We start from the raw sequence: 24954 nt of genomic DNA, 5'->3' as shown, positions 1-24954 counted from the left end.
TTACTTGTTGATGACGGTGACGGGGTGCACGTAGGGCACAGACTCCACCGGGAACTCGATGTCGCCGAAGGGTGACAGCGCCCCGGTGCGGTCGGCCGCGAGTTCGGAGACCGCGTGCTCACCGTCCACATGTGCGGGCCAGCCGTTGTCGACGTATTGCTCTTTGTCAGCCACGAAGCCATTGTGGCAGGCCGGGGGGCCGACGGCGAACCCAACCCGCCTCTACGCTGGTGACCGATGAGTGAGGATGCGGCATTGGCTACCTGGTTGCGCCAGCTGCCAGACGAACAGTTGGTGCGGCTGGTCCAGTTGCGACCCGATTTGGCCTCGCCACCTCCGGGTTCACTGGCGGCGCTGGCGGGCCGGGCGCTCTCACGCCAATCGGTGCGCGCGGCGACCGACAGCCTGGACTTTTTGACCCTGGCGGTGCTGGATGCGCTGCTGGTGGCGCGTGCGGACATCACGGGTATTCGGCTCTCGGAGGTGCTCACCCAGGTCGACGGTCGCGCCACCGAGCTGCAGGTGCGTGCCACCCTGGACCGGCTGCGTGAGCTGGCGCTGGTGTGGGGGGATCGCGAACTCCATCTGGCGGGAGAAACACGGTTGGGTCTGCCCTGGGTGGTTGGTCAGGTGATCAGCGAGCAGACCCCGGACTCCTATGACGCCGCGCGCGCAGCCCTGGAGGCGACCGATGAACGCGAGATGGAGCTGCTGCGGGCACTCATCGCGGGATCCCCGATCGGTCGCACCCGGGATGCCGCGCCCGACGCCCCGCCGGATCGTCCGGTGCAGCGGCTACTGGCCGCCGGGCTGTTGCAGCGCATCGACGACGAGACGGTGTTGTTGCCTAGGTTCGTGGCACAGCTGCTCCGCGGTGAGGAGCCAGACCGGCTGCAGCCCCCCACCGTCGAGACCACGACGGCGACCCAGGCCGAAACCGATGCCGCCGCCGCCGGTGCCGCCCTCGATCTCCTGCGCGAGGTGGGCCTGCTGCTCGACGAGCTCGGGGTCAACCCGGCCCCGCAGCTGCGCAGCGGCGGTTTGGGGGTGCGCGAGGTCAAACGGCTCGCGAAGGCGACGGGCATCGACGACAGTCGGATGGGACTACTGCTGGAGGTGCTGGCGGCCGCGGAGCTGATCGCGGTCGGTGACCCCGATATCGAGACCGATGCCGAGGGCTGGCATTGGGCGCCGACCGTACAGGCCGACCGCTTCGCCGAGCTGCCCACCGCAACCCGCTGGTTACGGCTCATGTCGGCCTGGCTGATGCTGGCGGCGCGACCGGATCTGATAGGTAAGCGCACCAGCGAGGATAAACCCATTGCGGCCCTTTCTGATTCACTCCGCTCGACGGCAGCGCCGCATGATCGCAAGCTACTGCTGGAGATCCTCGGCGAGCTGGAGCCCGGGCAAGGATTGCGGACCGAGGAAACGTCGCGGGTGATGCGGTGGCGCCGGCCGCGCTGGGGCGGCCGGCTGGGTGTGGAACCGGTAACGGCCCTGCTGTTCGAGGCGACGACAATGGGAGTGATCGGGCGCGGCGCCTTGACGACGCACGTGCGCACCTTCCTGGACAGTGCCGGCGATGAGGCCGCGACGCTGGCCGCGATGGACAAGGCGCTACCCACCCCCATCGATCACTTCCTGGTGCAGGCCGACCTGACGGTCGTAGCACCCGGACCGCTGACACGCGAGGTGGAACTGGAGCTGACGGCGGTGGCGGACCTCGAATCGGCGGGGGCGGCCAGCGTCTTTCGGGTCAGCGAGGCGAGCATCCGCCGCGCGCTGGACTCGGGGCGGACCGCGACGTCTCTACACAGTTTCTTCGGTTCACGCTCCAAAACCCCTGTCCCCCAATCGCTGACGTATCTCATCGACGATGTCGCGCGACGGCACGGACAGCTTCGGGCCGGGGTAGCCAGCTCGTTCCTGCGCTGCGATGACGTGGCCCTGCTGACCCAGGTGATGGCATCGACACTGGCCGAGGATCTGGGGCTGCGGCTGCTGGCCCCGACGGTCGCGGTGTCCTTCGCTCCGTTGGCCGAGCTGGTGGCCGGGTTGCGCTCGGCCGGCTTCGCCCCCGCTGCCGAAGATGCCACCGGAACGATCGTGGCGCTGCGGACGCATCGCGCCCGGGTGACACCGCAGCCGCACCGGATGGGCTGGACGCCACCGGTGCTCAGCGAGCCCGCGGCCGCCGCGGTGGTCAAGGCGTTACGGGCAGTAGGCGATCACGACGGTGTTCGCATCGAGCCATCGCATGCGGTGGCGTTGTTGCAACAGTCCGCCAAGGCTCAAACCAGTGTGTTGATCGGGTATGTGGACCCGGCCGGGGTGGCGTCCTCGCGCGTGGTCAATCCGATCAGCGTGCGCGGTGGGCAGCTGTCGGCCTTTGATACCGCCGCAGGGCGAATCCGCGACTTCGCGATTCACCGCATCACCGCGGTTTCCCCACCGTCCTGACCGTGAGGGCTGGTTAACCCCTCAGCGGACACCCTCGAAAGGATTCCAGGACTCACTCTTGCGTACCCAGTGCAGGTAGTAGGCCTGGTTGGCGATTCCCATGAACAGCGCAGCAAAGCCAAAGGAGAAGGCGCGCGTCACGCTGTCGGAGGCCCCCAGAACCCCCAGCGCGACGCTGACACTCACCGTGATCCCCAACAACACGAGGCCCTTGCGCCACATCCCCTTGACGAAGAAGTAGATCGGGCCAAAGAAAAAGGCCAGGAAATTACTGGTCAAGCGGACACGAGTCCAGAACGACCCCGCCCGGAAGATGGCATTCGCCTCTTCTTTCGTCGGCGCTGCGGCGTACTGGTCGTAGAACGCGAACCGGCGCTGCCAAATCTCGGCCAGGGTGCTGCGGTCTTGTGGTGTCGTCACCGCAGCAATCTAGCAGGGCATACAGCACCCGCCAATGTCCCCGGGCATCACTATCCTGGACCGAATGACCGATGGACCGCTGATCGTCCAATCCGATAAGACCGTGCTGCTGGAGGTCGATCACGACCAGGCAGATGCGGCGCGCCAGGCGATCGCCCCCTTCGCCGAGCTCGAACGCGCGCCCGAGCACGTGCACACCTACCGCATCACTCCACTGGCGCTGTGGAACGCCCGCGCCGCCGGGCATGACGCCGAGCAGGTTGTCGACGCCCTGGTCACCTTCTCCCGTTACGCGGTACCGCAACCGCTGCTGGTGGACATCGTCGACACCATGGCCCGCTACGGGCGACTGCAGCTCATCAAGCATCCGGCGCATGGCCTGACGTTGGTGAGCCTGGATCGCGCCGTCCTCGAAGAGGTGCTGCGGCATAAGAAGCTCGCTCCCATGTTCGGCACCCGTATCGATGACGACACCGTGCAGGTGCATCCCAGCGAGCGTGGCCGCGTCAAGCAGATGCTGCTCAAAATCGGCTGGCCAGCAGAGGATCTCGCCGGATACGTGGACGGTGAGGCTCACCCGATCAGCCTGGCCCAGGATGGCTGGGAGCTTCGGGACTATCAGCAGATGGCGGCCGACTCGTTCTGGGCGGGCGGTTCCGGCGTGGTGGTACTGCCCTGTGGTGCCGGTAAGACGCTGGTCGGTGCCGCGGCGATGGCCAAGGCCCAGGCGACCACCCTGATCCTGGTGACCAACACCGTCGCCGGGCGGCAGTGGAAACGAGAGCTGATCGCGCGGACCTCGTTGACCGAAGAGGAGATCGGCGAATACTCGGGCGAACGCAAGGAGATTCGGCCGGTCACCATCGCGACCTATCAGGTGATTACCCGGCGCACCAAGGGCGAGTACCGCCACCTGGAACTGTTCGACAGCCGGGACTGGGGTCTGATCGTGTATGACGAGGTGCATCTGCTGCCCGCTCCGGTGTTCCGGATGACGGCAGACCTGCAGTCGCGCCGCCGCCTCGGACTGACCGCCACCCTCATCCGGGAGGACGGTCGCGAGGGCGATGTTTTCAGCCTCATCGGGCCCAAGCGTTATGACGCCCCGTGGAAAGACATTGAGGCACAGGGCTGGATCGCCCCCGCCGAATGCATCGAGGTGCGGGTCACCCTCACCGAGAACGAACGGATGATCTACGCGACGGCCGAGGCCGACGAGCGATACAAACTGTGCTCGACGGCCCACACGAAGATCAACGTGGTGAAGTCGATCCTGGCCCGCCATCCGGGAGTTCCCTCGCTGGTGATCGGCGCCTACCTTGATCAGCTCGACGAGTTGGGCACCGAGCTGGACGCCCCGGTGATCCAGGGCTCCACCAAGAACGCCGAACGCGAAGAGCTCTTCGACGCTTTCCGGCGCGGGGAGATCGCCACGCTGGTGGTCTCCAAGGTAGCCAACTTCTCCATCGACCTGCCGGAAGCGGCTGTAGCGGTTCAGGTTTCGGGCACGTTCGGCTCACGCCAAGAGGAAGCGCAGCGACTTGGGCGGCTGCTACGGCCGAAGGCAGACGGCGGACAGGCGTACTTCTATTCGGTGGTGTCGCGCGACACCCTCGACGCCGAATACGCGGCTCACCGGCAGCGGTTCCTAGCCGAGCAGGGTTACGGCTACCGAATCACCGATGCCGACGATCTGCTCGGACCGGCAATCGGTTAGCGGTCCGGGACAGTTCGTCACCGGACCGCTCTGCGGATGATTCGAAGCGGCGCTTGATGCGCAGCAGGGGTGTCTCGAAGTACCGGAAGCTCACATAGGCAACGGCGATGACGAGAATCGTCGTTCCGGCACACAGTGCCAACCCCTGCTCCTCGTGCACCACGCGGCGAACGACGTTGGCGCACAACATGTGCATCAGGTAGATCCCATAGCTGATGACACCGATGAATGCCAGAGGCCTCCAGGTCAGTATCGGGTGCATGGGGGTGTCCTCGCGGATGGTCACGGCGGTGACCGCGGTGACCATGATGATCTGTATCGACCAGGGCGGCGCACCGAACCACAGCGCGCCGAGCATCGCCGCGAACATCGCCGGGGCGGACCACCACCACCCCAGCACCGCGGAAACCGCCGCGTAGCCACGACGCATGTTCACCACGATCGCGGACGCGGCGCCGAGCAGGATGGGCAAGGACAGGCTCGCGAGAATGCGCCACGGCAGCACCCGGGTATCCAGGAACATACCCGCACCGACCGATACCGCGACCAGGACGAACAGCACGGCGAGCGGGGGCCCGATTCTCCCCTTGCCCAAGAGCAGCGCGCCGACCAACAGCGGCGGCCACAACACATAGAACTGTTCCTCGGTGGACAGCGACCACGAAAAGTAGAACGGCACCGAGGTACCGGCGGATAGGTCGACGAACCAGTTGACGGTGTAGGTCAGGAATGCGGGCAGATTCCGGAAGAATTGCTCGCCCTTCGGCGTACCGCGTTCGGTGGCGAACACCAGCAAGACATACAGGGCCAGCACCGCGTAGTACAACGGGAAGATTCGTAACGCCCTGCGCACATAGAAGTTTCGCAGCGAGATGTCCGCTGTGCGATCACGTTCACGCACCAGCAGCGTGGTAATGAGAAAGCCACTGATCGCAAAGAAGAAGTCCACGCCCATGAATCCGCTGTGCGAGATCCTCGGACCGGGTGTCCCGGAGGTGTGGTGCCAGATCACCGCCAGGACGCTCAGCGCCCGCAGGCCGTCCAGAGCCCCGAATTTTCTCGTGGCCAGAAAGGAGTCATAAGCAGCCACAGAGCGTCGCGACACCGAAAGAAGGGTATCAGCGTTACCAGATTAGCGCTGCTGTCGGCAGCCCTGGTCCGCAGCGGTGTCCAGCTGGACGTCCGTGGAGCTGATCGAGGGCGTCAGGAACCGAAGGTGCCCGATCAACTCGCGCGGCAGATCGTCGATTCGGGTCGGATACCGGGTGCCGTCGATCACGCTGCGCGCCGTCAGCGAGAAGGTCTTCGCGACATCGGCATCGAACGCGCCGTACTTCTGTAGGGCCGTCGCAACCATCTGCTGGAAGGGACTCAGGTTCAGCGTTCGCAAATCCAGGGCCGGATCGAGCTGAATTCTGATCCCCTCCGGCACTCCATCGGTCACCGTGCCGTCCGATCGGGTACCCGGGTACACGTAGGTGGGCGCGTTGATCGGGATGGCGAATCGCAGCGCGTGATCGATCACCCCGGCGTGCACATCCTCCGGCGTGATCAGACCGGCCAGGTAGGACAGCTCGCCGCCCGAATGCGCGGGCCCGCTGACATGTCCGCCCGATCCGATGTTCACCCGGTAGGTGGCCTGGGCGATGGCCGACATCGCATCCGGCTTGAAGGACTGGAATTCGTACTCACACCCGGTGGTGTCGTCGATGATCGCGATATGGGCGTCGGCGTCCTGGGTGGGCAGATAATGCGGCAGGTAGGGGATATCGATCGACTTCCCGCTGTTACGGACGGCGACGGTCCGGGTCGGGGTGCCCGCGGGCGCGTGGTACACGGCGGTGGTCCAGATGTCCTCGTTGACGTCGATTCCCTTGACATCTGGGTGATGCATCAGCGCGGCAACCCAATTCGGCGAGCGCGGGTCGACCGCCGGATTGGGCGGGAGGGGCTGATTCAGGAATGAATTCGCCGCGAAGTAGTTGCCGTTGTCCGAAGCCGGGCCAAGCGCGACTTGAGACACCGAGAACTCTTGCACCGCAGGCCCGCTGGTACCGGCATAGCTGACGCGGACCGCATGCACACCGGCCTCGACGGTGCGTGTGGCGAGATCGGTCCCCCAGTCACGGGTATTGGCATGATCGAAGATCAGCTCGTCGTCCAGCCATACGCGCGCGACGACACCACCGCTCATCGAGGCGATCTGATACTGGCCCGTCACCGGGAATCGCAGCGAGCCGGTGGCATCGGCCGAGAATCGGTCGGCCCGCACACCCGGTGCAGGAGATCCCGCGAAGTTCCCGCCGACCGAGTACTCGCATCGGGCGAGCACCGCGGTGCCGGAATGATCAGTGTTGTTGTAGTACCGCGTCCAGTATTGACCTACATCGCAAGGGTTCTGGGCCGCAACGTCCGTCTCGTTCCGGGCAGGGGCACAGGCCGCCACCACCAGGAACACCGCAAGCAGAACGAACGCGCGCACGGATTCACTGTACGGGCGAACGCTTACCTTCCGGCGGCGGCAATCTTGTCGAAGTACCTCTGGGTGCGCTTCATCGAGAATCCGACGATGGCGTTCACCGCGGGGGTGGCATTACGAATCGGTCCCGTGCCGTCGATGGCCCACGCCCACGTGAAGTCGGCACCGCGATCCGTCGGCGTCACCACGTAGTCCTCGGCGAAGGCACGCAAGCCGGGAGCCGGGACCGGCATGCTCGTCACGTAGAAGGCCTTCCGCCGTCCTTCCTCCCAGAGGAAGTAGTGCTCGTTCACCTTGGGTCCCACGGCGGGCCCGATCTTGCGGACCGCTCCGACCCCGGCGCGGGGGCTACCCCACACGACCCTGATACCCGGCGCCAACCACCGCAACGTGGTGTCGTTGGTCAGCTCACGCCACACGGTGTCGGCGGACACCGGTACCGAGATGGTGTGACTGGCTCGCACAGGAGCGCTGGACAGGAAGGCTTCATCGACTGCGTCAAGCGAAGGCATTCCCGTAACTTACGGTATCGGTTGGGTTGTAAACAATGGGCCCTACTGCTGTTGCGCACAAGTCTGGTCGGCCTGCTCGTCCAACCGGATGTCAGAAGACGCCACAGTGGGTTTGAGGAACTGCAGGTGCTGGATGAGGGCCTGCGGCAGCCCCGAAAGCGGCAGGTTGAACGGTGCCGAGGCCATGGTGTTCTCGGTGGCGACGGCGAGCACCCCGGCGGTATCGGCGTTGTAGCCACCGTAGTTCTGCAAGGCGACGGCCACCATCCGCTGGAACGGCGTCAGGGCGAACTGGTCCAGATTCAGGGACGGGTCGAGCCGCATCCTGGTCCCCTGTGGAATGCCGCCGGGTGTGGTGCCGTCGGAACGGGTGCCCGGATAAACGAATCGTGGTGAACCGATGGGCAGCGCGTAGCGCAGCGCATGGTTGATGCCGCCGGCGCTCACCTCCGACGATCTGATGAGCCCGGCCAACCAGGACAGCTCGCCGCCCGCATGGGCCGGCCCCGACGTGTGTCCGCCGGTGCCGGTGTAGGCGTGATAGGAGGCGGAGGCCACCGCCGAGGAGGAATTGTTGAACATCTCCAGCTCGTAGGCACATCCCTTCGCCTGATCCACGATGATCAGCGCGCTGTCACCGTCAGGGCTCGCCCTATAGGACGGCAGGTACGGAACAGTCAGGTTCTTGTTCGAGTTCGTGATTCGGATGGCGCGGGTAGGGGTGCCCGGTGGCGCGATATAGATGGGTTGCGTCCACGTGCTGCTGTTCAGCGAGATGCCATTCTGGTTTCCCAGCATCGCCACCCAACCGTCGGAGCGAGAGTCGATCTGGGCGTCGGCGGGAATCGGTGTGTTCCAGAAGGAGTCTGCCGAGAAGTAGTTGCCGTTGGTGCTGGTCGGTCCCGGCCCCATTTGCGAGACCGAGAAGAACTCGAAGGAATCGCCAGACGACTTCCAGAAGGCGACCTGAACCGCGTGATCACCCGCGGTGACGTTCTTGGCGGCCAGATTTCTGCCCCAGCTCACCGTCCCCTTGTCGATCACCAGCTGTCCGTCAAGCCACACCCGTACCGCCATGTTCCCGGTGTCGGCACTGAACACGTAGTTGCCATTGACCGGAAAGTGGATCGTTCCGACATATTGGGCACTCCAGTTCGACGTGTTGACGCCGGATACCGGTGCGGCACTTCGAAAATGGCCACCCACCGATGTCTCGCACTGTCGCACCACCGGGTCACCGCTCAACGCGGTGTTGTTGTAGTAGCTGGCCTGGTACTCATTCACGACGCAGTCCGAGGGCGGCGCCGTCGTGGTTGTCGGCGTGGTGGTGGCCGGCCCGGCCCACACCACCGTCACCTTGTCCAGCACCAGCATTCGGCCGCAGAAGAACGTGCTGTACGCCGCGCTGTTCGTAATGGTGATCGAATGCGACCCTTCGGCGATGGACAAATCCACCGTGTAATCGGTCAGGCCATTTGCCGATACGGTGAAATTGCCCACCTCGGCATTGTCGACGCTGATGCGCATGGCCGGCGCGCCCAGACATTGTTGCCCACGCGCCCGAATAACTATTCTCGACGAAGTTTGGAGCCACACCGTGTTTGTGGCAATAGCATTCCGGCCGTAGAGACCCAACAGGGTGCCACCGGATGCACCACCGTCCGCCCAGGCTCCCCCGCCTCCGCTGGTATAGGACATAGATTCAGCTTCGATGGCCGTATCTGCTTGCGAGACAGATGGAAATGTTATACCGACGGCCACTAGGACGGACACGACAACCAAGAACCGTAGAACTCTCATGAGCGTGAACACCCTGTCCGATAGCAGGCGCAAAACGATTCACGCGCAAAGTACTATCGGATCAATTCGAATCGCCAGAGCATTCGTTCAAGCGAGATTGTCCGGCGATGAATCCTTAATAGACAGTGCGTCTAATTAACTCAATTACACACGGCTGGCAACTATTTCGCGCACGAACAAGTCTATTCCGGAACGGTCATACGCCGCTTCCGGGAAATTGCATATCGCATAGCCCAGACCCAACCTGCGGAACTCGGCAAGACGCTCTGCGATCTGCTCGGGAGTTCCGGCGGTCGCGGTCAGATTGCCAACCGTGACATCGGCGATGTCCTCGCCGACAACGGGCACCAGCCGCGCCTTGATGGCCGCCAGCCGGTCCGCGACTTCGGCATCGTCGGCGCCGATGACGACGTTCATGTTGGCGCTTCGAACAATCGCATCGAAGTCGGTGCCAACGTCCTTACAGTGCGCCGCAAGAATTTTCGATTTGTGTTCGAATTCCTCGGGAGTCTGCCCAAAGTTGGTGTACTGGGCATATCGTGCCGCGATCCGCAATGTCACCTTCTCGCCGCCACCGGCGATCCATAGCGGAATGCCCTTGGGCTGCAGTGGCTTGGGGGCCACAATGGCATCGTCGACCTGGTAGTAGGTACCGTCCAGGGTGACACGTCCATCCCGCCAGGCGTCACGCATGATGCGCACCCCTTCGCGCAGTCGGCCGAGGCGCTCGGCGGCATCCGGAAAGCCGTAGCCGTAGGCGCGCCACTCGTGCTCGTACCAGCCTCCACCGATACCCATCTGGGTGCGTCCGCCCGAGATGATGTCCACTGTCGCGGCGATCTTCGCCAGATACACCGGGTTTCGGTACCCCATCGCCGTACACATCTGCCCGAGCTTGATTCGCGAGGTCACTGCCGCGAAGGCGGACATCAGCGTCCACGCCTCATGAGTCGCCTCGTCGGTGGGCACCGGCACGGTATGGAAGTGGTCGTAGACCCACACCGAGTCCCACGGACCGTCCTCCGCATAGCGGACCAGATCGCGCATGACGTCCCATTGGCGCTGCGGCGCGATGCCTACCAGATCCAGGCGCCAGCCCTGCGGGATGAAGACTCCGAACTCCAGTGTCTCGGCCACCCGCGCCACACTACGCCGGGGAGGGAGATCCCACCCAGCGGGTGAGCGCTTCGCCGAGGCCGGCATCGGAGCCCTCCCCCACCCAGGCGACATACCCGTCGGGTCGCACCAGCACCGCCTCCGGAGCCGACACCTCACCGAGCACCGGAAGATCCCATGCACCTGAGTATTTCGCGTCAACCAGCTGAACCCGGCCGGCCCATCCGTCGACGTTCAGACTCTGCGGCTCACCGAAGTTGAACACCACGGAACGGGCGGTGTGCAGATAGGGGTAGACGCGGGTGGGGCCATCCGGGGTGACCACATCCAGGTCCGGCATGCGGCGCCCCAGCAGCGGATGTCCCTCACCCAGGTCATAGTGGATGTCCAGGCCGCTCATCATGCCGGCGATGCGCTTGCGCGGCTCGTCCATCGCCAGCAGATCGGCCACGATGTCACGCAGTGCATCCATCCGCGGCCCGGCGTCGGACAACGGTGTTTGAGCCATGGTGTTGTGCAGCACCCTTTCGGCCACCGGATGGCGCTCGCAGTGGTAGGTGTCCAGCAGTGAGTCCGGGGCTTCTCCCTTGATCACCGCCGCCAGTTTCCATCCCAGGTTCACCGCGTCTTGAACACCGGTGTTCAGCCCCTGTCCGCCGAACGGGAAATGAATATGCGCGGAATCTCCGGCAAGGAACAAGCGGCGGTCACGGTACCGGTCGGCCTGACGAGTCATATCGGAGAAACGTGACATCCAGCGTGGACTGTGCAGCCCGAAATCCGTTCCAGCGATGGCGATGAGCGCTTCCTTCGCCTCTTCCAATGTCGGCTCGACGCCCAATCGGTCAAGATCGGTGCTGAATACCAAGCGGCACCATCCTTCCTCGAAAGGCAGGATTCCGAGGAAGGATTGTCCCGGCTTGCGCAGCAGGCCGAACTCAAGCGGTTGCTCGGTGATCTGGGCGTCCACCAGCATCGCCGAGCACGACGGATCATGGCCGGGAAATCCGATCCCCGCCGCCTTACGGATGGTGCTGCGTCCGCCGTCGCATCCGATGAGGTACCGCCCACGCAGCGCGCGCCCCTCGGCAAGCTCCACATCGACACCGGAGTCGTCCTGGGTAAACCCGACGACCTCGGCGTTGTAGTAGATCGGCACGCCGAGTTCGGTGATCCACGCCGCCAAGGTCTTCTCGGTGTAGTGCTGAAGCAGGCCCAGTGCGTACGGGTGCCTGGTGGGGAAATCCTCGATGCTCATGAAGATCCCCGAGAAATGGGTGACCTGGCCGGTCATCCCCTGGGAGAGGAATCTCTCGGCGATCCCACGCTGATCGAACACCTCGATGGTGCGCGAGTGCACGCCCGCCGCACGCGATCCCACCTCCTCGTGGCTGCCCCGGCGTTCCAACACCGCAACGTCAATACCGGCGAGAGCCAGCTCACCGGCCAGCATCAGCCCGGTCGGGCCTCCACCTGCGATGACCACTGCATGCTCGGTCATAATTCTCCTTAACGTCGTTATTGGTATTGAATCCATAATTACTTTAACAATGTTAAGGTGTCAACGTGATTTTGAATCGGGAGACGATCGCGCGGGCCGGGCTGGCCCTGCTGGACGAGAAGGGCAGCGACGGCCTCACCATGCGGGCATTGGCGGCATCCCTCGGAGTGCAGGCACCGGCGCTGTACTGGCATGTGAAGAATCGGCGCGAGCTCATCGACCTCATGGGTGAGGCGATCATGAGCGATGCCCATGATGCCTTCGACGACACCTCTGCGCCATGGGATATCTTCCTGGCCAACGGCGCTCGTGCCCTACGGCAGGCGATGCTGCGCTACCACCAGGGCGCCCGAATCCTGGCAGGCACCTTTGTGACCAACGCAGCCGACATGCTGGAGCCGATGCTCGATGCCATGACGTCGGCCGGGTTCACTGTTCGCGAAGCGGCCCGGCTGTCTCCCGTGATCCACCACTACACAATCGGTTTCACCATCGAACAGCAGGCCCGCGATGGCTCGGAGTATCCGGGGCCCAATCCGTACACCGAAGAGAATCTGATCGCCAAACTCGATCTGCAGAAGTATCCGGCGATCTTGGAGGTCTTCTCAGAGCTTTACGAACCCGACTTCGATGCCGACTTCGAGGATGGACTCGCGATAGTCATCGACGGCCTGCGAGCTCGGCTTCGCGGGAAACGGAAATCAGCGGCTCCTCGGGTATCGGATCGCCGCTAGGACACTCAGGCTCCTCCGACTCCGGAGGCACCGCATCGCGGTCGTCGGGCGTCGAGCGCGAAAAATGTTTCTGGAACCAAGGTTCCACGATCGCCGAGGGCCACCAGTTGGCCTGCCCACACAGCACAACCAGAGCAGGAATGGTGATGGTGCGCACCAGGAAGGTATCCAGGAGCAGGCCCATCCCGATGATGAAGCCCGCTTCGACCATCGACTGCAAGTTTCCGATCAGCAGGCCGAACATCGAAGCGGCGAAAATTACTCCGGCAGAGGTGATCACACCGCCCGTCGACTTGACCGTCTTGATGACCCCGGAACGGATGCCGTCGGGCGACTCGTCACGGATGCGCGAGATGAACAACAGATTGTAGTCTGCGCCCACCGCGACCAGCACGATGAACGCCATACCCGGCACGCTCCAACTCAACGGTTGTCCACCGATGAACTGGAACGCGATCACCCCGATACCCACCGCCGAGGCGTACGAAATGATCACCGAACCAATGAGATACAGCGGCGCGACGATGGCCCGCAGTAGCGCGACGAGGATGAGCAGCACCACGATCACCGTGAGCACGATGATGAACCGCAGGTCGTGGTTGTAGTAGTTGCGGATGTCGTTGTACATCGCCGACAACCCGGCCATCGAGATGGACGCGTCGGACAGTGTGGTGTTGGGTTGTGCGCTGTGGGCCGCATCCTGGATGGCGCGGACCTGATCCATCGCCTCGGGACTGAACGGATTCAGGTTGCTCTGCACCAGATAACGCACCGCATGCCCATCGGCCGAGACAAACGCCGCCGCGGCGGTCTTGAAGGAGTCTTGGGTGAGCACCTGCTGCGGGATGTAGAAGCCGGACATCGATCCGGGTGCCGCATCGCGCTTGGCGGCGACCAGGAGCGTTGAGGCATCACCCAACTGGCCGCCCATCTGCTTGGTCTGGTCCACCAGCATCTGCACACCCTCGGCCAGCTGTGCGCTGCCATCGGCCAGCGAGTTGACCCCGGTCAGGACTTCGGCGAACTTCTGTTGGATGCCGTAGGAGTCGGACAGCCCCAACCGGCGCAGATTCGTGTCAATGGCGTTGAGCGCGGTGCGCAGTCGGGCGATGGTCGAACTGATCTGTTTGTCGTTGTCGACGGCCTTCAGTTCACGGCCGAGCTCGACGATCCTGTCCCTGGTGCCATCCTGTTTGGTCTCCAGGAACTTGTTCATCTCGTCGCGCGAGGAGCGGCACGCGGGGTCCATCTCACAGGCCGGGTTTCCGACCAGCACACGAGCGACGGGTTCTATCCAGCCATACACCTCGCTGGCGCCCTGGGCATTGGCCTCGATGGCGTCCCCGAGGGAATGCATGCTGCTGACCAGCTTGTCCACCGAATCCAGATCGGCGAGGGTGCCCGTCCTGCCGCTGCCGCGTAACTGCGCCAGCACCTCGACCAGTGCTCGCGCCGTCCCCAGCGAGTTCTTCACCGAGTTGCGGACCTCACCGAGCTTGTCCGCCAACGTGTGTCCGCCCGCCGCGAGCTTGTCCAAGTCCCTGGTGCGGGCATCGATGAGATTCGACGCATCGCCCAGCTTCCCGCCGACCTCACCAGCCTGATAAGACAGTTTGGCTTCCTCCAGCGGTTCACCGGTGGGGCGGGTGATACCGCGCACCTTGTCCACACCGGGGACCTGACTCACCCGCGCGGCCATCTGCTCCAGGTCTGCCAGCCCACGCGGGGTGCGTAGATCGTGCGGGGACTTGATGTAGAGGTATTGCGGCAAGGTCGAATTCACCGGGAAGTGCTTCTCGATCGCGGCATAGCCCAGATTGCTGTCGGCCCAGGGCGGCAGGTTCTTGCGGTCGTCGTATCCGAACTTCACCATTGCGCCGCAGGTGGCCAGGATGATCAGGATGACCAGGCTGACGGCCAGGTGTGCGCCCGGGCGTTTGACGATGTTGATGCCCGAACGGTGCCAAATCTTGTTGGCATATGCCTTTCTCGGCTTGACCCAGCCTCGGCGTCCCACCAGGAACAGCACCGCGGGCAGGAAGGTCACCGACGCCACGAACGCGATCAGGATGGACACACTCAGTGCCGGACCGATGGTGGACAGGATCCCCAACTTGGTGAAGCCCATGCCCAGGAAGGTCACCGCCACCGTCGCCGCCGAGGCCGCGACCACCTTGCCTATGGATTCCAATGCGGCGGTCACCGCATTATCGGAATCCATGCCCTGCTTGACGTATTCGTGATATCGGCTGATGAGAAAGACCGCGTAGTCGACGCCCGCGCCCATCATCATCGCGGTCATGAAGGTCAGCGTCTGATTCGAGATACTCAGACCCATCTGCGCCAGTCCCCCGACGGCTGCCTGGGCGATGCCGAGCGAGACCCCCACCACCACCAGCGGCAGCATCATCGTCACCGGATTGCGGTAGACGATCAGCAAGATGAGAAGAACCAAAGCTGCCGTGGTGATTTCGACCTTATGCAGGTCGCGCTCTCCGACCACCGTCAAATCCCCGACGGTCGCGGTAGGCCCGGTCGTGAAGGCGTTCAGGGTGGTGCCTGCAGTCGCCTCCCTGATGATCTTCAGGGCGCCCACGTAGGCCTTGCCGGATTCGGGGGTGGCAAGCTCACCCTGCAACCCCACCGGCAGATACCACGCCTTGCCATCGGTGCTCGACATCATCTCGCGCAGCATCGGTTTGGTGATGAAGTCCTGCACCATGCTCACATCGCGGGTGTCTTCACGCATTCGGGCCGCGAGGATTCGATAGGTCTGCTCGTCGGCGGGGGTCAGCCCGTTCTCGTTGGTCAGGACGATCAACAGAATGTTCTGCGCGCCCGACTCCTGGAACGATTCGACCATCTGCCGCGTGGTCTCCATGACGGGAGCATCCTTGGGCAGCAGGTCGACGGGGTGCTCCTCGATGGCCTTCTGCAGAGAGGGGGCGGTCAGCGCCAGGACGGCGGCCAGACCGATCCATACCCCGATGACGGCGACAGGGGCCTTCCGGACGATCCGAGCGATCAGTCCGTAGATACCACCTGTGTTGTCCGCCACGACTACTCGATCACACCGCGCATGCCGAAGTCCTCGAGCGTCTCGGTCAGCAGATTGGTCAGGTCAGCGCGTGATTCGATCACATCGGGCTGGTAGCCGACAACGGCCAGGAAGATCTTCTCGTTGACCCTCCCGGACGCGAGGAAGAGCTGCCCGTAGGTGCTCAGCACCTTGTCGGGCCGCACCCGCTGCTCGGCCAGTTTGCAGAACACGTAGTCGGCATGCGTCCCGTCGGGACGATTCACATCGGGATCCAGCGGCCCCACATTCGAACATCCGACGGGATAGTCGCTGTACTCCAACGCCACATCGGCAAGCCGGCGTGCGGCCGCCTTCGGGATGAATGGCGTCAGCGGGAGCAGTGCCCACTTTTCGTCCGGTGCGTCCCGTAGGCCGGAGAGCACCTCCTTGGTGGCTCTGCGGATTCCGCGGAGATCGGTGGTCAGTTCCGCGGGATCGATCGCGAACATCACCGATGTCATGGCGTTGGCACGGTGATCGCCCTCGGTGCGCTCATTGACGGGCATGGACAAAGTGACCCGGCCGTCAGGACCGAGCCTGCCCACTTTGGTGGCGAGCTGAGCGGCAAACGCACCCACTAGCGAGTTACTGGTACCGCCACGCTCACGTGCATGTGCATCCCAATGGGTTTCGTCCAGATACACGGTCACCGCCGGAATCTGTTCGATGTGCTCCTCGGTAGCGGGCCGGCCCGCATGCTTGATGTCCTGGCGGCGCGAGTTCAACATCTTGGTGGCCTTGCGAAAGGCCCGCGCGGTATCCGGCAGGTCATACCTGGTGCGCCGCAAGTCTTCCCGCACGCTGCGCATGCGCTTACGCGACTGCGGTGCCGCGTAACCCAACGGAAGGTTCGCGTCATTGGCGGCATCGGCGATTGCCCGGCACATGCCCACGCCGTCGGCGATGCTGTGCGAGACCACCAGGCTCACCGCGGTCGCACCGTCGGTGAATCGGGTGACACCGAGACGCCAGGACGGGCCGTGCTCGGGATCGATCGGCAGCTGGGCATGCCGGTGCACCCAATCCTGCAGTTCAGCGCGCGGCAATGGTGCGAGCTCGACGTCGATGGGGTGGCACGCCGTGTCCAGTACCCAGCGGTGGCGACCGAAAGGCAAGCGGGAACGTTCAATTCGACGACCGAACAATCCCAGGCCGAGGTTGGCATGGAATCTGCGCAACCGATCGGTGTCGATATCGCGTTCGTAGATCCAGACCATCTGCCCCAACGTGGACAGCTCGGTGGCTCGTAACCCCAGGAAAGACGCCTGATCGACGAAGTCCAGATGAGAGATCGACAGGGTTTTCGTGCGCGACGGGTTAACGACGGCCGGAATCGTGGCCGTCACAGCGACTCTCCCGCCGGCGACACCCCCAACGTGGCGTAGAGCTCGTTGATCAGCCGCACACTACGAGGATCGGCATCTGCCTTGGTCACATCGAACTGGTTCATCACATACGAGTAGCCGATGCGGTGCTCGAGGTCGACAAAGGCGTATGAGCCACCAGAGCCGCCGTGCCCGAAGGTCTTCTGGTTTGGCCCGGCATAGCAGCGCTGATTGAGCATGTAGCCCAAGCCCCATCCGTGGTTGGCCACCCGGGGTCCCAGCACTACGTCGGGATCGAATCCGCCCTGCGACACCCGCACCACATCCATGTGATCGTGGCTGAGCAGCTTGCCGAGCGCCATCGCGTTGTAGAAGGTCGCCATGCCAAGCGCCGAAACGTGGGCATTGGTCCCGGGGAACTCCAGCGCCCGCCACATCGCAATGTCCTTACGCGCTATCTCGTCATCGGGGATGAAGTCACCCGAGATGAGCGGGCCCGCCAGTGGGTGGTCGCTCATGCACTCGAACTCCCCAGGCGCGCCGCGGAACACATCGCGCAGGAATGGCTTGTTGACCAGCTCCGCGCACCGGTGGTGCTCGCTGTGCGGCAGCCCGACATGTACGTCAAGCCCGTACGGCTCGGCAATCTCGGTGCGCAGGAACTGTCCGAGCGTCTTGCCCGTGGTTCGGCGGACGACCTCGCCCAGGATGAACCCGAACGTCGCCATGTGGTAGCCCTGCGCGGTGCCGGGTTCCCACCACGGTTTCGCTCTGGCGATGTGCTCGCACACTTCGTCCCAGTTGGCGGCCTGCTCCGGCGTCAACCTGGTGCGCGGCCCGATCACACCCGAGCGGTGCCCGAGAACCATCGCCAGCGTGATGGATTCCTTACCGGCCTGGCCGAATTCGGGCCAGTACCGCGCGACCGGCGCATGCAGGTCGAGCACACCGCGCTCGATCAGCATGTGCACGCAGGTGCTCATCAATCCCTTGGTGCCCGAATACACCGGCGCCAAGGTGTCTTCGGTCCAGGGACGGGTGCGCGCCTCGTCGGCCCATCCGGCCCACAGATTGACGACAAGCTCGCCGTCAACCCAGATCGCGACCGCCGCGCCCAGCTCGTCGTTCTCCAGAAAATTCAGTGCGAACGCGCGCCGAACATTGTCGAAGTCCGGTGAGCTGGTTCCATTCACCGCGACATCAAGGCTTGTGCTCATGACGGTGCCAACCTTTCACTGCTGCTCAAATGCGGCCGCGATGCCGCGGAATCAGGAAGCGAACTGTGACTGCGCGACACGCTGATACACCCTGCGAGCCACATCGAAATAGCGCGACACAGATTCACGGGCGACAGCGTTGTCGGGGAACGAGATGGTCAGGTTGGTCTCATTCTCAAACCTGTTGACCCACATACACACCTGATCGGAAGAACGGCTGTCCCCGTAGATTCCGCCATTGATGCGATCCCATTCGGCACTGACCGGGATCTTGCGCGCATCCAGGAAAGACACCATCGGAACCACGTATTCGGGGGCGGCCAGCCCCGACTCCGGACCGGCGAGCTCCAACGCGCGCTCGAACGGAACCTTGGCCAGCGGCTGGCATTCGTCGAACGACTTCTGCGCCGATCGCGCGACCCGCGCAAAGGAGTCCTCCGACATATCCACCACGAAGGGAATGAAGCTCGCGTACCAGCCCACCGACATCTGCTCCTCGGCGGTGCTGCGGGTGTCGTACGGGGTGATGCCGTAGAAGGCGTCGGCGCCGGTGAGCTCGCGGTCGATCAGCGCGGTGCAGGCGAACACACCACCGCTGAATCGCACACCCGCCTGTTCACAAGCCTTTTCGAACGCCACGGTCTGCTCGGCGTCGAGCAGCGGGGCGGCGACCATGCCGCCGACGTTCGGCACAGATCGGTCGCCGAGCGGCAGGACGAAGTCGGGCAGGGTGCCGCCGTTGTCTCGCGCATACCGGAGCCAGGTCTGCACCTCGAAGGAGTCCAGGGTCATGGACTGGTTATGCGCACGCTCACGGGCGGAGAAATCCAGATACCCCGCGGGAGCCGGAAGCTCCAGTGCCGCGCCGTGTACCAGGCTGGCGTACATCAGCTGGATCTCCACGTACAGGATGCCGGTCGACATGCCGTCGGTATGTAGATGGTCAACGCTCAGGTACACCGTGAAGTGGTCCGCACGTTGAATCACCCCGAACGTGAAGCAGTCCCACGAGAGCGGAGTACCCGAGGTACGCAGCAGGTGCGCGCGGATCTCGTCGGGCCCCTGCAGCCCGTGATCCTGCGGCACGAAGTCGATGGTCTCCGGATCCTCGATCACATGCCGGACGATGTTGTCGGCCGTGTCGAACTCGAACCACGAGTGGTAGGTGTCGTGCCGTCGCAGATGTGCGTTGATCGCCGCGGTCATGGCATCGATATCGCAGACACCCGGGACATCCCAGGAGCCGATTCCCAGGCGGGCCATCTCGCGATCCTGACGAGCCAGATCTCGGTACGAACGCACATGCTGGGCCTGCTGATAGCTGGGCGGCACCGTGCTGGCGGGAGCCTGCGCGGCGGCCTGGCGGGCGCCTGGCGAAGCGCTCCAGGAAATGACGGTTCCCGGCTTGGGGCGCCAATCGTGGATCGTTCCGAGTGTAACCATCGTCCCTATTCCTGTTCAGCGATCTGGACTACGAGCGTGACCATGCTCGATTTGCCTGCGACAGTGCGGACGGCAACGAGATTAATCATCGCGAGCAGCGATTCGAATAAATATCTCGCAAAGGTACGTTCCATCAAAGAGATAGCTAGTGAACTGTGGGTAACGCCGCGTTACGCCATATGACAGCAACTTCCCGTAAGTCTTACGGTAACCCAATTCCCGCAAATATATCTGCCACATAGAAATACCCTATGACCTGGCCATTTATATCTGGTTACGCGAAGTATCAATAACTATGTATGTAGTGCCATCAGAGAACGTGCGAGATCTGGGTGATTTTTTGTGGGCCACCGCGCCAGCCACCCCCTTTGTGGCGTGGACCACTCCCCCTGATCGCCGACTTCTGGTAACCGCCTCTAAATCTGCTGAATCTTCGGGGACACGTATGGGCGGGCTCCGTCCGCACCGTCGCGACGAGCCGTAAAACGACTACAGCCGCCCACCCCGGAGGGTGAGCGGCTGTAGTGCCGTTGAGCGGTACCTACGCGTCCAGCAGCGACGCGGGCGGGTTGAAGCGGTCACCGTACTTGGCGGCCAATTCCTTTGCGCGAGCCACGAATCCGGCCTTGCCCTTACCGGCCGGCCCTTCGTATCCGACGATGTACTGGTGCACACCGCCGGTCCACGGCGGGAAGCCGATGCCGAAGATCGAGCCGATGTTGGCGTCAGCGGTCGAGGTCAACACGCCCTCGACGAAACACTTCTGCGTTTCGATGGCCTCCGCGAACAGCATGCGGTCGATGAGGTCCTGCAGCGGCGGGTTGGCCGCGTCAGCACCCGATCGGGTGTTGAACGTCGTCCGCAGCCCGGGCCACAGCTCGGTGCGCTTGCCGTCCGCATAGTCGTAGAAGCCGGCACCACCCAGGCGGCCCGGGCGGCCCGCCTCGACCAGCGTGTCGATGACACGGCCGGCCGGGTCGTCCGGCAGGTCCTTGCCCTCGGCCTTGGCCGCCTCGACAGTCTCCTTGCGGATCTTCTGCATGAGCGTCAGGTTCAGCTCATCCGATAGCTGCAGCGGCGGTGCCGGGTATCCGGCCTGGCTGCCGGCCTGCTCGATGGTCGAGGGCTCGATGCCCTCGGCCAGCATCGCGACGGCCTCGTTGACGAAGGTGCCGATAACGCGCGAGGTGAAGAAGCCGCGGCTGTCGTTGACGACGATCGGGGTCTTCTTGATGGCCAGCACGTAGTCGAACACCCGGGCCAACGCCTCGTCGGAGGTCTTCTCGCCGCGGATGATCTCCACCAGCGGCATCTTGTCGACGGGCGAGAAGAAATGGATGCCGATGAAGTCTTCCTGGCGCTTCACACCCGAAGCAAGCCCGGTGATGGGCAGGGTGGAGGTGTTGGAGCCAAGCAGTGCGTTGGGCTCGACGATGTCCTCGATCTCCTGGAACACCTTGTGCTTGAGCTCGGTGTTCTCGAAGACCGCCTCGATCACGAAGTCGACACCGGCCAGATCGGCGGGGTCGGCGGTCGGGGTGATCTTGGCCAGCAGCGCCGCGGACTTCTCCGCGGTGGTCTTGCCGCGCGAAAGAGCCTTCTCCTCAAGCTTTTCCGAGTAGCCCTTGCCCTTCTGAGCCGCCTCCAGCGAGACGTCCTTCAGCACGACGTCGTAACCGGCCTTGGCCGAGACGTAGGCGATACCGGCACCCATCATGCCCGCGCCCAGCACACCGATCTTCTTGATCTCCTGCTTGGCGATGCCGTCCGGACGTGACCCGCCGCCGTTGATGGTCTGCAGGTCGAAGAAGAACGCCTGCGTCATGTTCTTGGCGACCTGGCCGGTGGTCAGGCTGGTGAAGTAACGGCTCTCGATACGGCTGGCCGTGTCGAAGTCCACCTGGGCACCCTCGACCGCGGCGGCCAGGATCGCCCGCGGGGCCGGCATCGGCGCGCCCTTGAGCTGCTTCTTCAGGTTCGACGGGAACGACGGCAGGATGGCCGCCAGCGCCGGCGTGGAGGGGGTGCCACCGGGGATCTTGTATCCCTTGACATCCCAGCGCTGCACGGCCTCCGGGTTCGCCTTGATCCACGCCTTGGCGGCGGGAATCAGCTCGTCGACGGAGCCAACCAGCTCATCGATCAGGCCGACTTCCTTGGCCTTGGTCGGGTTGAACCGGGTGCCCTGCGCCAGCACGGTGACGAAGCCGTTCTGGATGCCGAGCATGCGGGTCACGCGGGTGACACCACCGCCGCCGGGCAGCAGGCCCAGCGATACCTCGGGCAGGCCGATCTGAGATCCCTTGACATCGGCCGCAATCCGGTGATGGGTGGCCAACGCGATTTCCAGGCCACCACCGAGGGCGGCACCGTTGATGGCGGCCACGACCGGACGACCGAAGGTCTCCAGCGTGCGCAGGTCCTTCTTGATCTCCTCGACCTCGTTGAAGGCTTCCTGGGCGTTCTCCGGCTGAATCTGGATGATCTTGGTGAGGTCACCACCGGCGAAGAAGGTCTTCTTGGCGCTGGTGACCACCACGCCGGTGATCGAATCCTTCTCTTCCACAAGGCGCTTGACGGCCGCGGCCATCGACTGCTTGTAGTCGTCGTTCATGACGTTGGCCGAACCGTTGGGGTCGTCCAGGGTGAGGGTGACGATGCCGTCGGCATCCTTTTCCCACTGAATTGTGTTTGCACTCATTGGTTCTGGTTCTCCCTACACTCGCTCGATGATGGTGGCCACACCCATGCCGCCGCCGACGCACAGGGTGATGAGGGCACGCTTGAGGCCGCGACGCTCCAGCTCGTCGACCATGGTTCCGGTGATCATGGCGCCGGTGGCACCCAGCGGGTGGCCCATGGCGATGGCGCCGCCGTTGACGTTGAGCTTCTCGTCCGGGATGTTCAGGTCCTTCTGGAACTTCAGGACCACCGAGGCGAACGCCTCGTTCAGCTCGAACAGGTCGATGTCGTCCACGGTCAGTCCGGCGCGGTCGAGCACCTTCTGGGTGGCCGGAGTAGGTCCGGTCAGCATGATCAGTGGCTCGCTACCGGTGGTGGCGGTCGCCACGACGCGGGCACGCGGGGTCAGACCCTGCGACTTACCGGCCTCTTCGGAGCCCACCAGTACCAGGGCGGCGCCGTCGACGATGCCCGAGCTGTTGCCGCCGGTGTGCACGTGGTTGATCTTCTCGACGTAGTGGTACTTGATGCGCGCAACATCGTCGAAGCCGCCGAGTGCGGCCAGGCCCTCGAACGCGGGCTTCAGCTTGCCCAGGTCCGCGGCCGTGGTGCCCGGACGCATGTGCTCGTCGTGGTCCAGGATGAGCAGGCCGTTCTGGTCCTTGACCGGCACAACGGACTTGGCGAAGTAACCGCCGGACCACGCGGCCGCGGCACGGTCCTGCGAGCGGGCGGCGTAGGCGTCGACGTCGTCACGGGTAAAGCCTTCGATGGTGGCGATCAGGTCGGCACCGATGCCCTGCGGCACGAAGGACACGTCGTAGTTGGTGGCCGGGTCCGAGGCCCAGGCCCCGCCGTCGCTGCCCATCGGCACGCGCGACATCGACTCGACACCACCGGCGAGCACCAGGTCGTCCCAACCGGAACGGACCTTCTGTGCGGCGACGTTGACGGCTTCCAGACCGGAAGCACAGAAACGGTTGAGCTGAACGCCACCGACGGTATCGGGCAGGCCGGCGGCCAGCACCGCGGTGCGAGCGATGTCGCCACCCTGATCGCCCACGGGCGCGACGACGCCGAGTACGACGTCGCTGATCAGGTTCTCGTCCAGGTCGGGGAAACGGCGACGGATCTCGTCGATCAGGCCGACTACCAGGTTCAGCGGCTTGACCTCGTTGAGGGCGCCGCCGCGCTGCTTGCCGCGAGGCGTGCGGATGGCCTCGTAGATGAATGCTTCAGTCATGGGTATACGTCCTTATAGGGGGTGCGTATGGGGCATGTGGTGCAGGTGCCGCGGCCTTGTGACGCCGGGTTGACTCCGGGTCAGTTTCGCCGAGACAGCCTTACGTTAGACCAGGGTGGCGTCCCCATGGTAAGCAGCCCTCCCAACCCGTTGGTTGGGAATCTGATGACGGTACGCTCGAAGTGTGCTGCGGGCTCGCTCTCTACCGCTAGGACGCGTGCTCATCAGCGCCATTGCGGTTCTGTCGATATTCGCGGTGTGGATGGGCTGGCACCAGGTCGCCGATGGCCCAGGCCACCGCAAGCCGACACCACCACCTAAAGCATTTACCGATCGCACCCCGCTACCCAGCTGCGGGTCCTACACCTTTGGGTTCAACAGCCATGCGGTGCCCGCCACACAAAAGGACTGCATGAACGTCGCCAGGGCCTCGGGCCGTGGCGGCGAACTCAAGATCGTCGAATCCACGATCGAGGGCGATCCCGTCACCACCTACTACCGGGTGTTCTCCCCACAGCAGCAGGTCGAGATCTTCATTGACTACAGCGGCGACCAGTTCAGCAATTTCGGCTGGAGTCATTTCTTCTGCTGGGCCGCATCCACCGACTACAGGCCAAACCCGAGCTGCCCCGACCCCGCATTGCAGCCGGATCGATAGGCCGTCTGGGGTGCGACCCCCAAGCGGGCACACGCTGTGCGGTGCTCTTCGACGAGATTTCGCCGAAACCTCCCGCTTTCACACCGTGGGCGACAAGCCTGAAGCGATGCTCACACGACTCTGCATCGCGACGGCGACCTTGTCGGTTGCCGCCGCCGTGTGTCCGCCGGCAGCACAGGCCGAGCCGGAACCCCTGTCCCCCGACACCGCATTCGAGCAGCGCGCACCGCTGCAGAATTGTGGCCGGCTGCGCATGCTGCCGCCGTCACACGAGATCCCCCCGGACTACCTGAACTGCATGCGTCATGCCCGCGCCACGGGCACCGGCGCGGAGCTGACAACCACCGTCGCCAATTTCTTCCTCGAGGACACCACCACCTACTACCGGGTGTACCGGGCGGACCGGGATGTGGAGGTCTTCGTGGACAACCGGGACCGTGGCAATCCCGGATTCAGTCACTACTTCTGCCCGATACCGGATACCGACCTGTCCTTCGAACCGCCCAGCTGCTAGGTCCGCCGGTAGGCTGCCCGGCATGAAGCCGGGTAGCACCGAACACGGGCC

Annotated in this window: 19 protein-coding genes; 5 read left to right on the top strand and 14 right to left on the bottom strand. The window is 64.0% G+C overall.

The genetic code is table 11. The features are described from left to right. A complete protein-coding gene (locus MSTE_RS25165; protein WP_044104154.1) occupies nucleotides 1–174 on the bottom strand; it encodes a hypothetical protein in 174 nt (57 codons plus the stop codon). A 63-nt stretch (nucleotides 175–237) separates the two neighbouring features. Here MSTE_RS25165 and MSTE_RS03970 point away from each other — a divergent pair, with 63 nt between their 5' ends. Beyond that, nucleotides 238–2463: a helicase-associated domain-containing protein gene (locus tag MSTE_RS03970; RefSeq protein ID WP_096499179.1), complete on the top strand. Its 2226-nt coding sequence runs from the start codon at nucleotides 238–240 to the stop codon at nucleotides 2461–2463. A 21-nt stretch (nucleotides 2464–2484) separates the two neighbouring features. On the opposite strand, the gene MSTE_RS03965 is transcribed toward MSTE_RS03970, so the two are convergent. Next, a complete protein-coding gene (locus tag MSTE_RS03965) occupies nucleotides 2485–2883 on the bottom strand; it encodes a DUF2628 domain-containing protein (RefSeq protein ID WP_096499177.1) in 399 nt (132 codons plus the stop codon). A 64-nt stretch (nucleotides 2884–2947) separates the two neighbouring features. Here MSTE_RS03965 and MSTE_RS03960 point away from each other — a divergent pair, with 64 nt between their 5' ends. Next, a complete protein-coding gene (locus tag MSTE_RS03960) occupies nucleotides 2948–4600 on the top strand; it encodes a DNA repair helicase XPB (protein ID WP_096499175.1) in 1653 nt (550 codons plus the stop codon). On the opposite strand, the gene MSTE_RS03955 is transcribed toward MSTE_RS03960, so the two are convergent. From MSTE_RS03955 to MSTE_RS03930, 6 genes are all read right to left on the bottom strand, one after another. Continuing rightward, nucleotides 4560–5705: an acyltransferase family protein gene (locus MSTE_RS03955; protein WP_096499173.1), complete on the bottom strand. Its 1146-nt coding sequence runs from the start codon at nucleotides 5703–5705 to the stop codon at nucleotides 4560–4562. The two genes, MSTE_RS03960 and MSTE_RS03955, sit on opposite strands and share 41 nt — an antisense overlap. Nucleotides 5706–5732: 27 nt before the next feature. Then, nucleotides 5733–7082 carry a PA14 domain-containing protein gene (locus tag MSTE_RS03950; RefSeq protein WP_157997627.1) on the bottom strand — a complete coding sequence of 450 codons (1350 nt, stop codon included), beginning with the start codon at nucleotides 7080–7082 and terminating at the stop codon, nucleotides 5733–5735. A 23-nt stretch (nucleotides 7083–7105) separates the two neighbouring features. Further along, nucleotides 7106–7591, bottom strand: a complete 486-nt coding sequence (locus MSTE_RS03945) for an SRPBCC family protein (RefSeq protein WP_030094311.1) — start codon at nucleotides 7589–7591, stop codon at nucleotides 7106–7108. 42 nt (nucleotides 7592–7633) lie between these two features. Further along, nucleotides 7634–9289: a PA14 domain-containing protein gene (locus tag MSTE_RS03940; RefSeq protein WP_162291361.1), complete on the bottom strand. Its 1656-nt coding sequence runs from the start codon at nucleotides 9287–9289 to the stop codon at nucleotides 7634–7636. 246 nt (nucleotides 9290–9535) lie between these two features. Beyond that, nucleotides 9536–10537 (bottom strand): LLM class F420-dependent oxidoreductase, encoded by a 1002-nt coding sequence (locus tag MSTE_RS03935; protein WP_096499167.1) that lies wholly within the window; start codon nucleotides 10535–10537, stop codon nucleotides 9536–9538. Nucleotide 10538: 1 nt separating this feature from the next. Continuing rightward, the gene (locus MSTE_RS03930) at nucleotides 10539–12008 is read right to left on the bottom strand and encodes an FAD-dependent monooxygenase (protein ID WP_096499165.1); all 1470 of its coding nucleotides are present in this window, start codon (nucleotides 12006–12008) and stop codon (nucleotides 10539–10541) included. 65 nt (nucleotides 12009–12073) lie between these two features. On the opposite strand from MSTE_RS03930, the gene MSTE_RS03925 reads away from it, so the two are divergent. Continuing rightward, the gene (locus tag MSTE_RS03925) at nucleotides 12074–12742 is read left to right on the top strand and encodes a TetR/AcrR family transcriptional regulator C-terminal domain-containing protein (RefSeq protein WP_030094307.1); all 669 of its coding nucleotides are present in this window, start codon (nucleotides 12074–12076) and stop codon (nucleotides 12740–12742) included. Here MSTE_RS03925 and MSTE_RS03920 read toward each other — a convergent pair. From MSTE_RS03920 to MSTE_RS03895, 6 genes are all read right to left on the bottom strand, one after another. Continuing rightward, on the bottom strand, nucleotides 12669–15800 hold the full coding sequence (locus tag MSTE_RS03920; protein WP_096499163.1) for an MMPL/RND family transporter: 3132 nt from the start codon (nucleotides 15798–15800) through the stop codon (nucleotides 12669–12671). The two genes, MSTE_RS03925 and MSTE_RS03920, sit on opposite strands and share 74 nt — an antisense overlap. Nucleotides 15801–15802: 2 nt before the next feature. Further along, complete coding sequence (locus tag MSTE_RS03915) at nucleotides 15803–17167, bottom strand: condensation domain-containing protein (RefSeq protein WP_096499161.1); 1365 nt, start codon at nucleotides 17165–17167, stop codon at nucleotides 15803–15805. Then, nucleotides 17164–18363 (bottom strand): serine hydrolase domain-containing protein, encoded by a 1200-nt coding sequence (locus MSTE_RS03910; protein WP_096499159.1) that lies wholly within the window; start codon nucleotides 18361–18363, stop codon nucleotides 17164–17166. The genes MSTE_RS03915 and MSTE_RS03910 overlap by 4 nt, the downstream gene beginning before the upstream one ends. Before the next feature lie 51 nt (nucleotides 18364–18414). Continuing rightward, nucleotides 18415–19806 (bottom strand): condensation domain-containing protein, encoded by a 1392-nt coding sequence (locus MSTE_RS03905; RefSeq protein WP_096499157.1) that lies wholly within the window; start codon nucleotides 19804–19806, stop codon nucleotides 18415–18417. Nucleotides 19807–20347: 541 nt separating this feature from the next. Next, a complete protein-coding gene (locus MSTE_RS03900; protein WP_096499155.1) occupies nucleotides 20348–22507 on the bottom strand; it encodes a 3-hydroxyacyl-CoA dehydrogenase NAD-binding domain-containing protein in 2160 nt (719 codons plus the stop codon). Between the two features lie 15 nt (nucleotides 22508–22522). Next, nucleotides 22523–23731 (bottom strand): acetyl-CoA C-acetyltransferase, encoded by a 1209-nt coding sequence (locus MSTE_RS03895; RefSeq protein ID WP_030094301.1) that lies wholly within the window; start codon nucleotides 23729–23731, stop codon nucleotides 22523–22525. A 184-nt stretch (nucleotides 23732–23915) separates the two neighbouring features. Here MSTE_RS03895 and MSTE_RS25090 point away from each other — a divergent pair, with 184 nt between their 5' ends. Together MSTE_RS25090 and MSTE_RS03885 are read left to right on the top strand one after the other, a co-directional pair. Then, nucleotides 23916–24389 carry a hypothetical protein gene (locus MSTE_RS25090; RefSeq protein WP_231896982.1) on the top strand — a complete coding sequence of 158 codons (474 nt, stop codon included), beginning with the start codon at nucleotides 23916–23918 and terminating at the stop codon, nucleotides 24387–24389. Between the two features lie 106 nt (nucleotides 24390–24495). Next, the gene (locus MSTE_RS03885; protein WP_096505397.1) at nucleotides 24496–24903 is read left to right on the top strand and encodes a hypothetical protein; all 408 of its coding nucleotides are present in this window, start codon (nucleotides 24496–24498) and stop codon (nucleotides 24901–24903) included. Nucleotides 24904–24954 lie beyond the last annotated feature (51 nt).

Source organism: [Mycobacterium] stephanolepidis, assembly GCF_002356335.1.
GTDB classification, from domain to species: Bacteria; Actinomycetota; Actinomycetes; order Mycobacteriales; family Mycobacteriaceae; genus Mycobacterium; species Mycobacterium stephanolepidis.
Note: the sequence above shows the minus strand (reverse complement) of the source record. Positions and strands in the feature narration are given on the sequence as shown.

Coding starts and splice junctions, on each gene's coding strand:
- MSTE_RS03970 (WP_096499179.1), top strand. CDS start 238: ATGAGTGAGGATGCGGCATTGGCTACCTGGTTGCGCCAGCTGCCAGAC.
- MSTE_RS03960 (WP_096499175.1), top strand. CDS start 2,948: ATGACCGATGGACCGCTGATCGTCCAATCCGATAAGACCGTGCTGCTG.
- MSTE_RS03945 (WP_030094311.1), bottom strand. CDS start 7,591: ATGCCTTCGCTTGACGCAGTCGATGAAGCCTTCCTGTCCAGCGCTCCT.
- MSTE_RS03940 (WP_162291361.1), bottom strand. CDS start 9,289: ATGTCCTATACCAGCGGAGGCGGGGGAGCCTGGGCGGACGGTGGTGCA.
- MSTE_RS03930 (WP_096499165.1), bottom strand. CDS start 12,008: ATGACCGAGCATGCAGTGGTCATCGCAGGTGGAGGCCCGACCGGGCTG.
- MSTE_RS03910 (WP_096499159.1), bottom strand. CDS start 18,363: ATGAGCACAAGCCTTGATGTCGCGGTGAATGGAACCAGCTCACCGGAC.
- MSTE_RS03905 (WP_096499157.1), bottom strand. CDS start 19,806: ATGGTTACACTCGGAACGATCCACGATTGGCGCCCCAAGCCGGGAACC.
- MSTE_RS03900 (WP_096499155.1), bottom strand. CDS start 22,507: ATGAGTGCAAACACAATTCAGTGGGAAAAGGATGCCGACGGCATCGTC.
- MSTE_RS03895 (WP_030094301.1), bottom strand. CDS start 23,731: ATGACTGAAGCATTCATCTACGAGGCCATCCGCACGCCTCGCGGCAAG.
- MSTE_RS03885 (WP_096505397.1), top strand. CDS start 24,496: ATGCTCACACGACTCTGCATCGCGACGGCGACCTTGTCGGTTGCCGCC.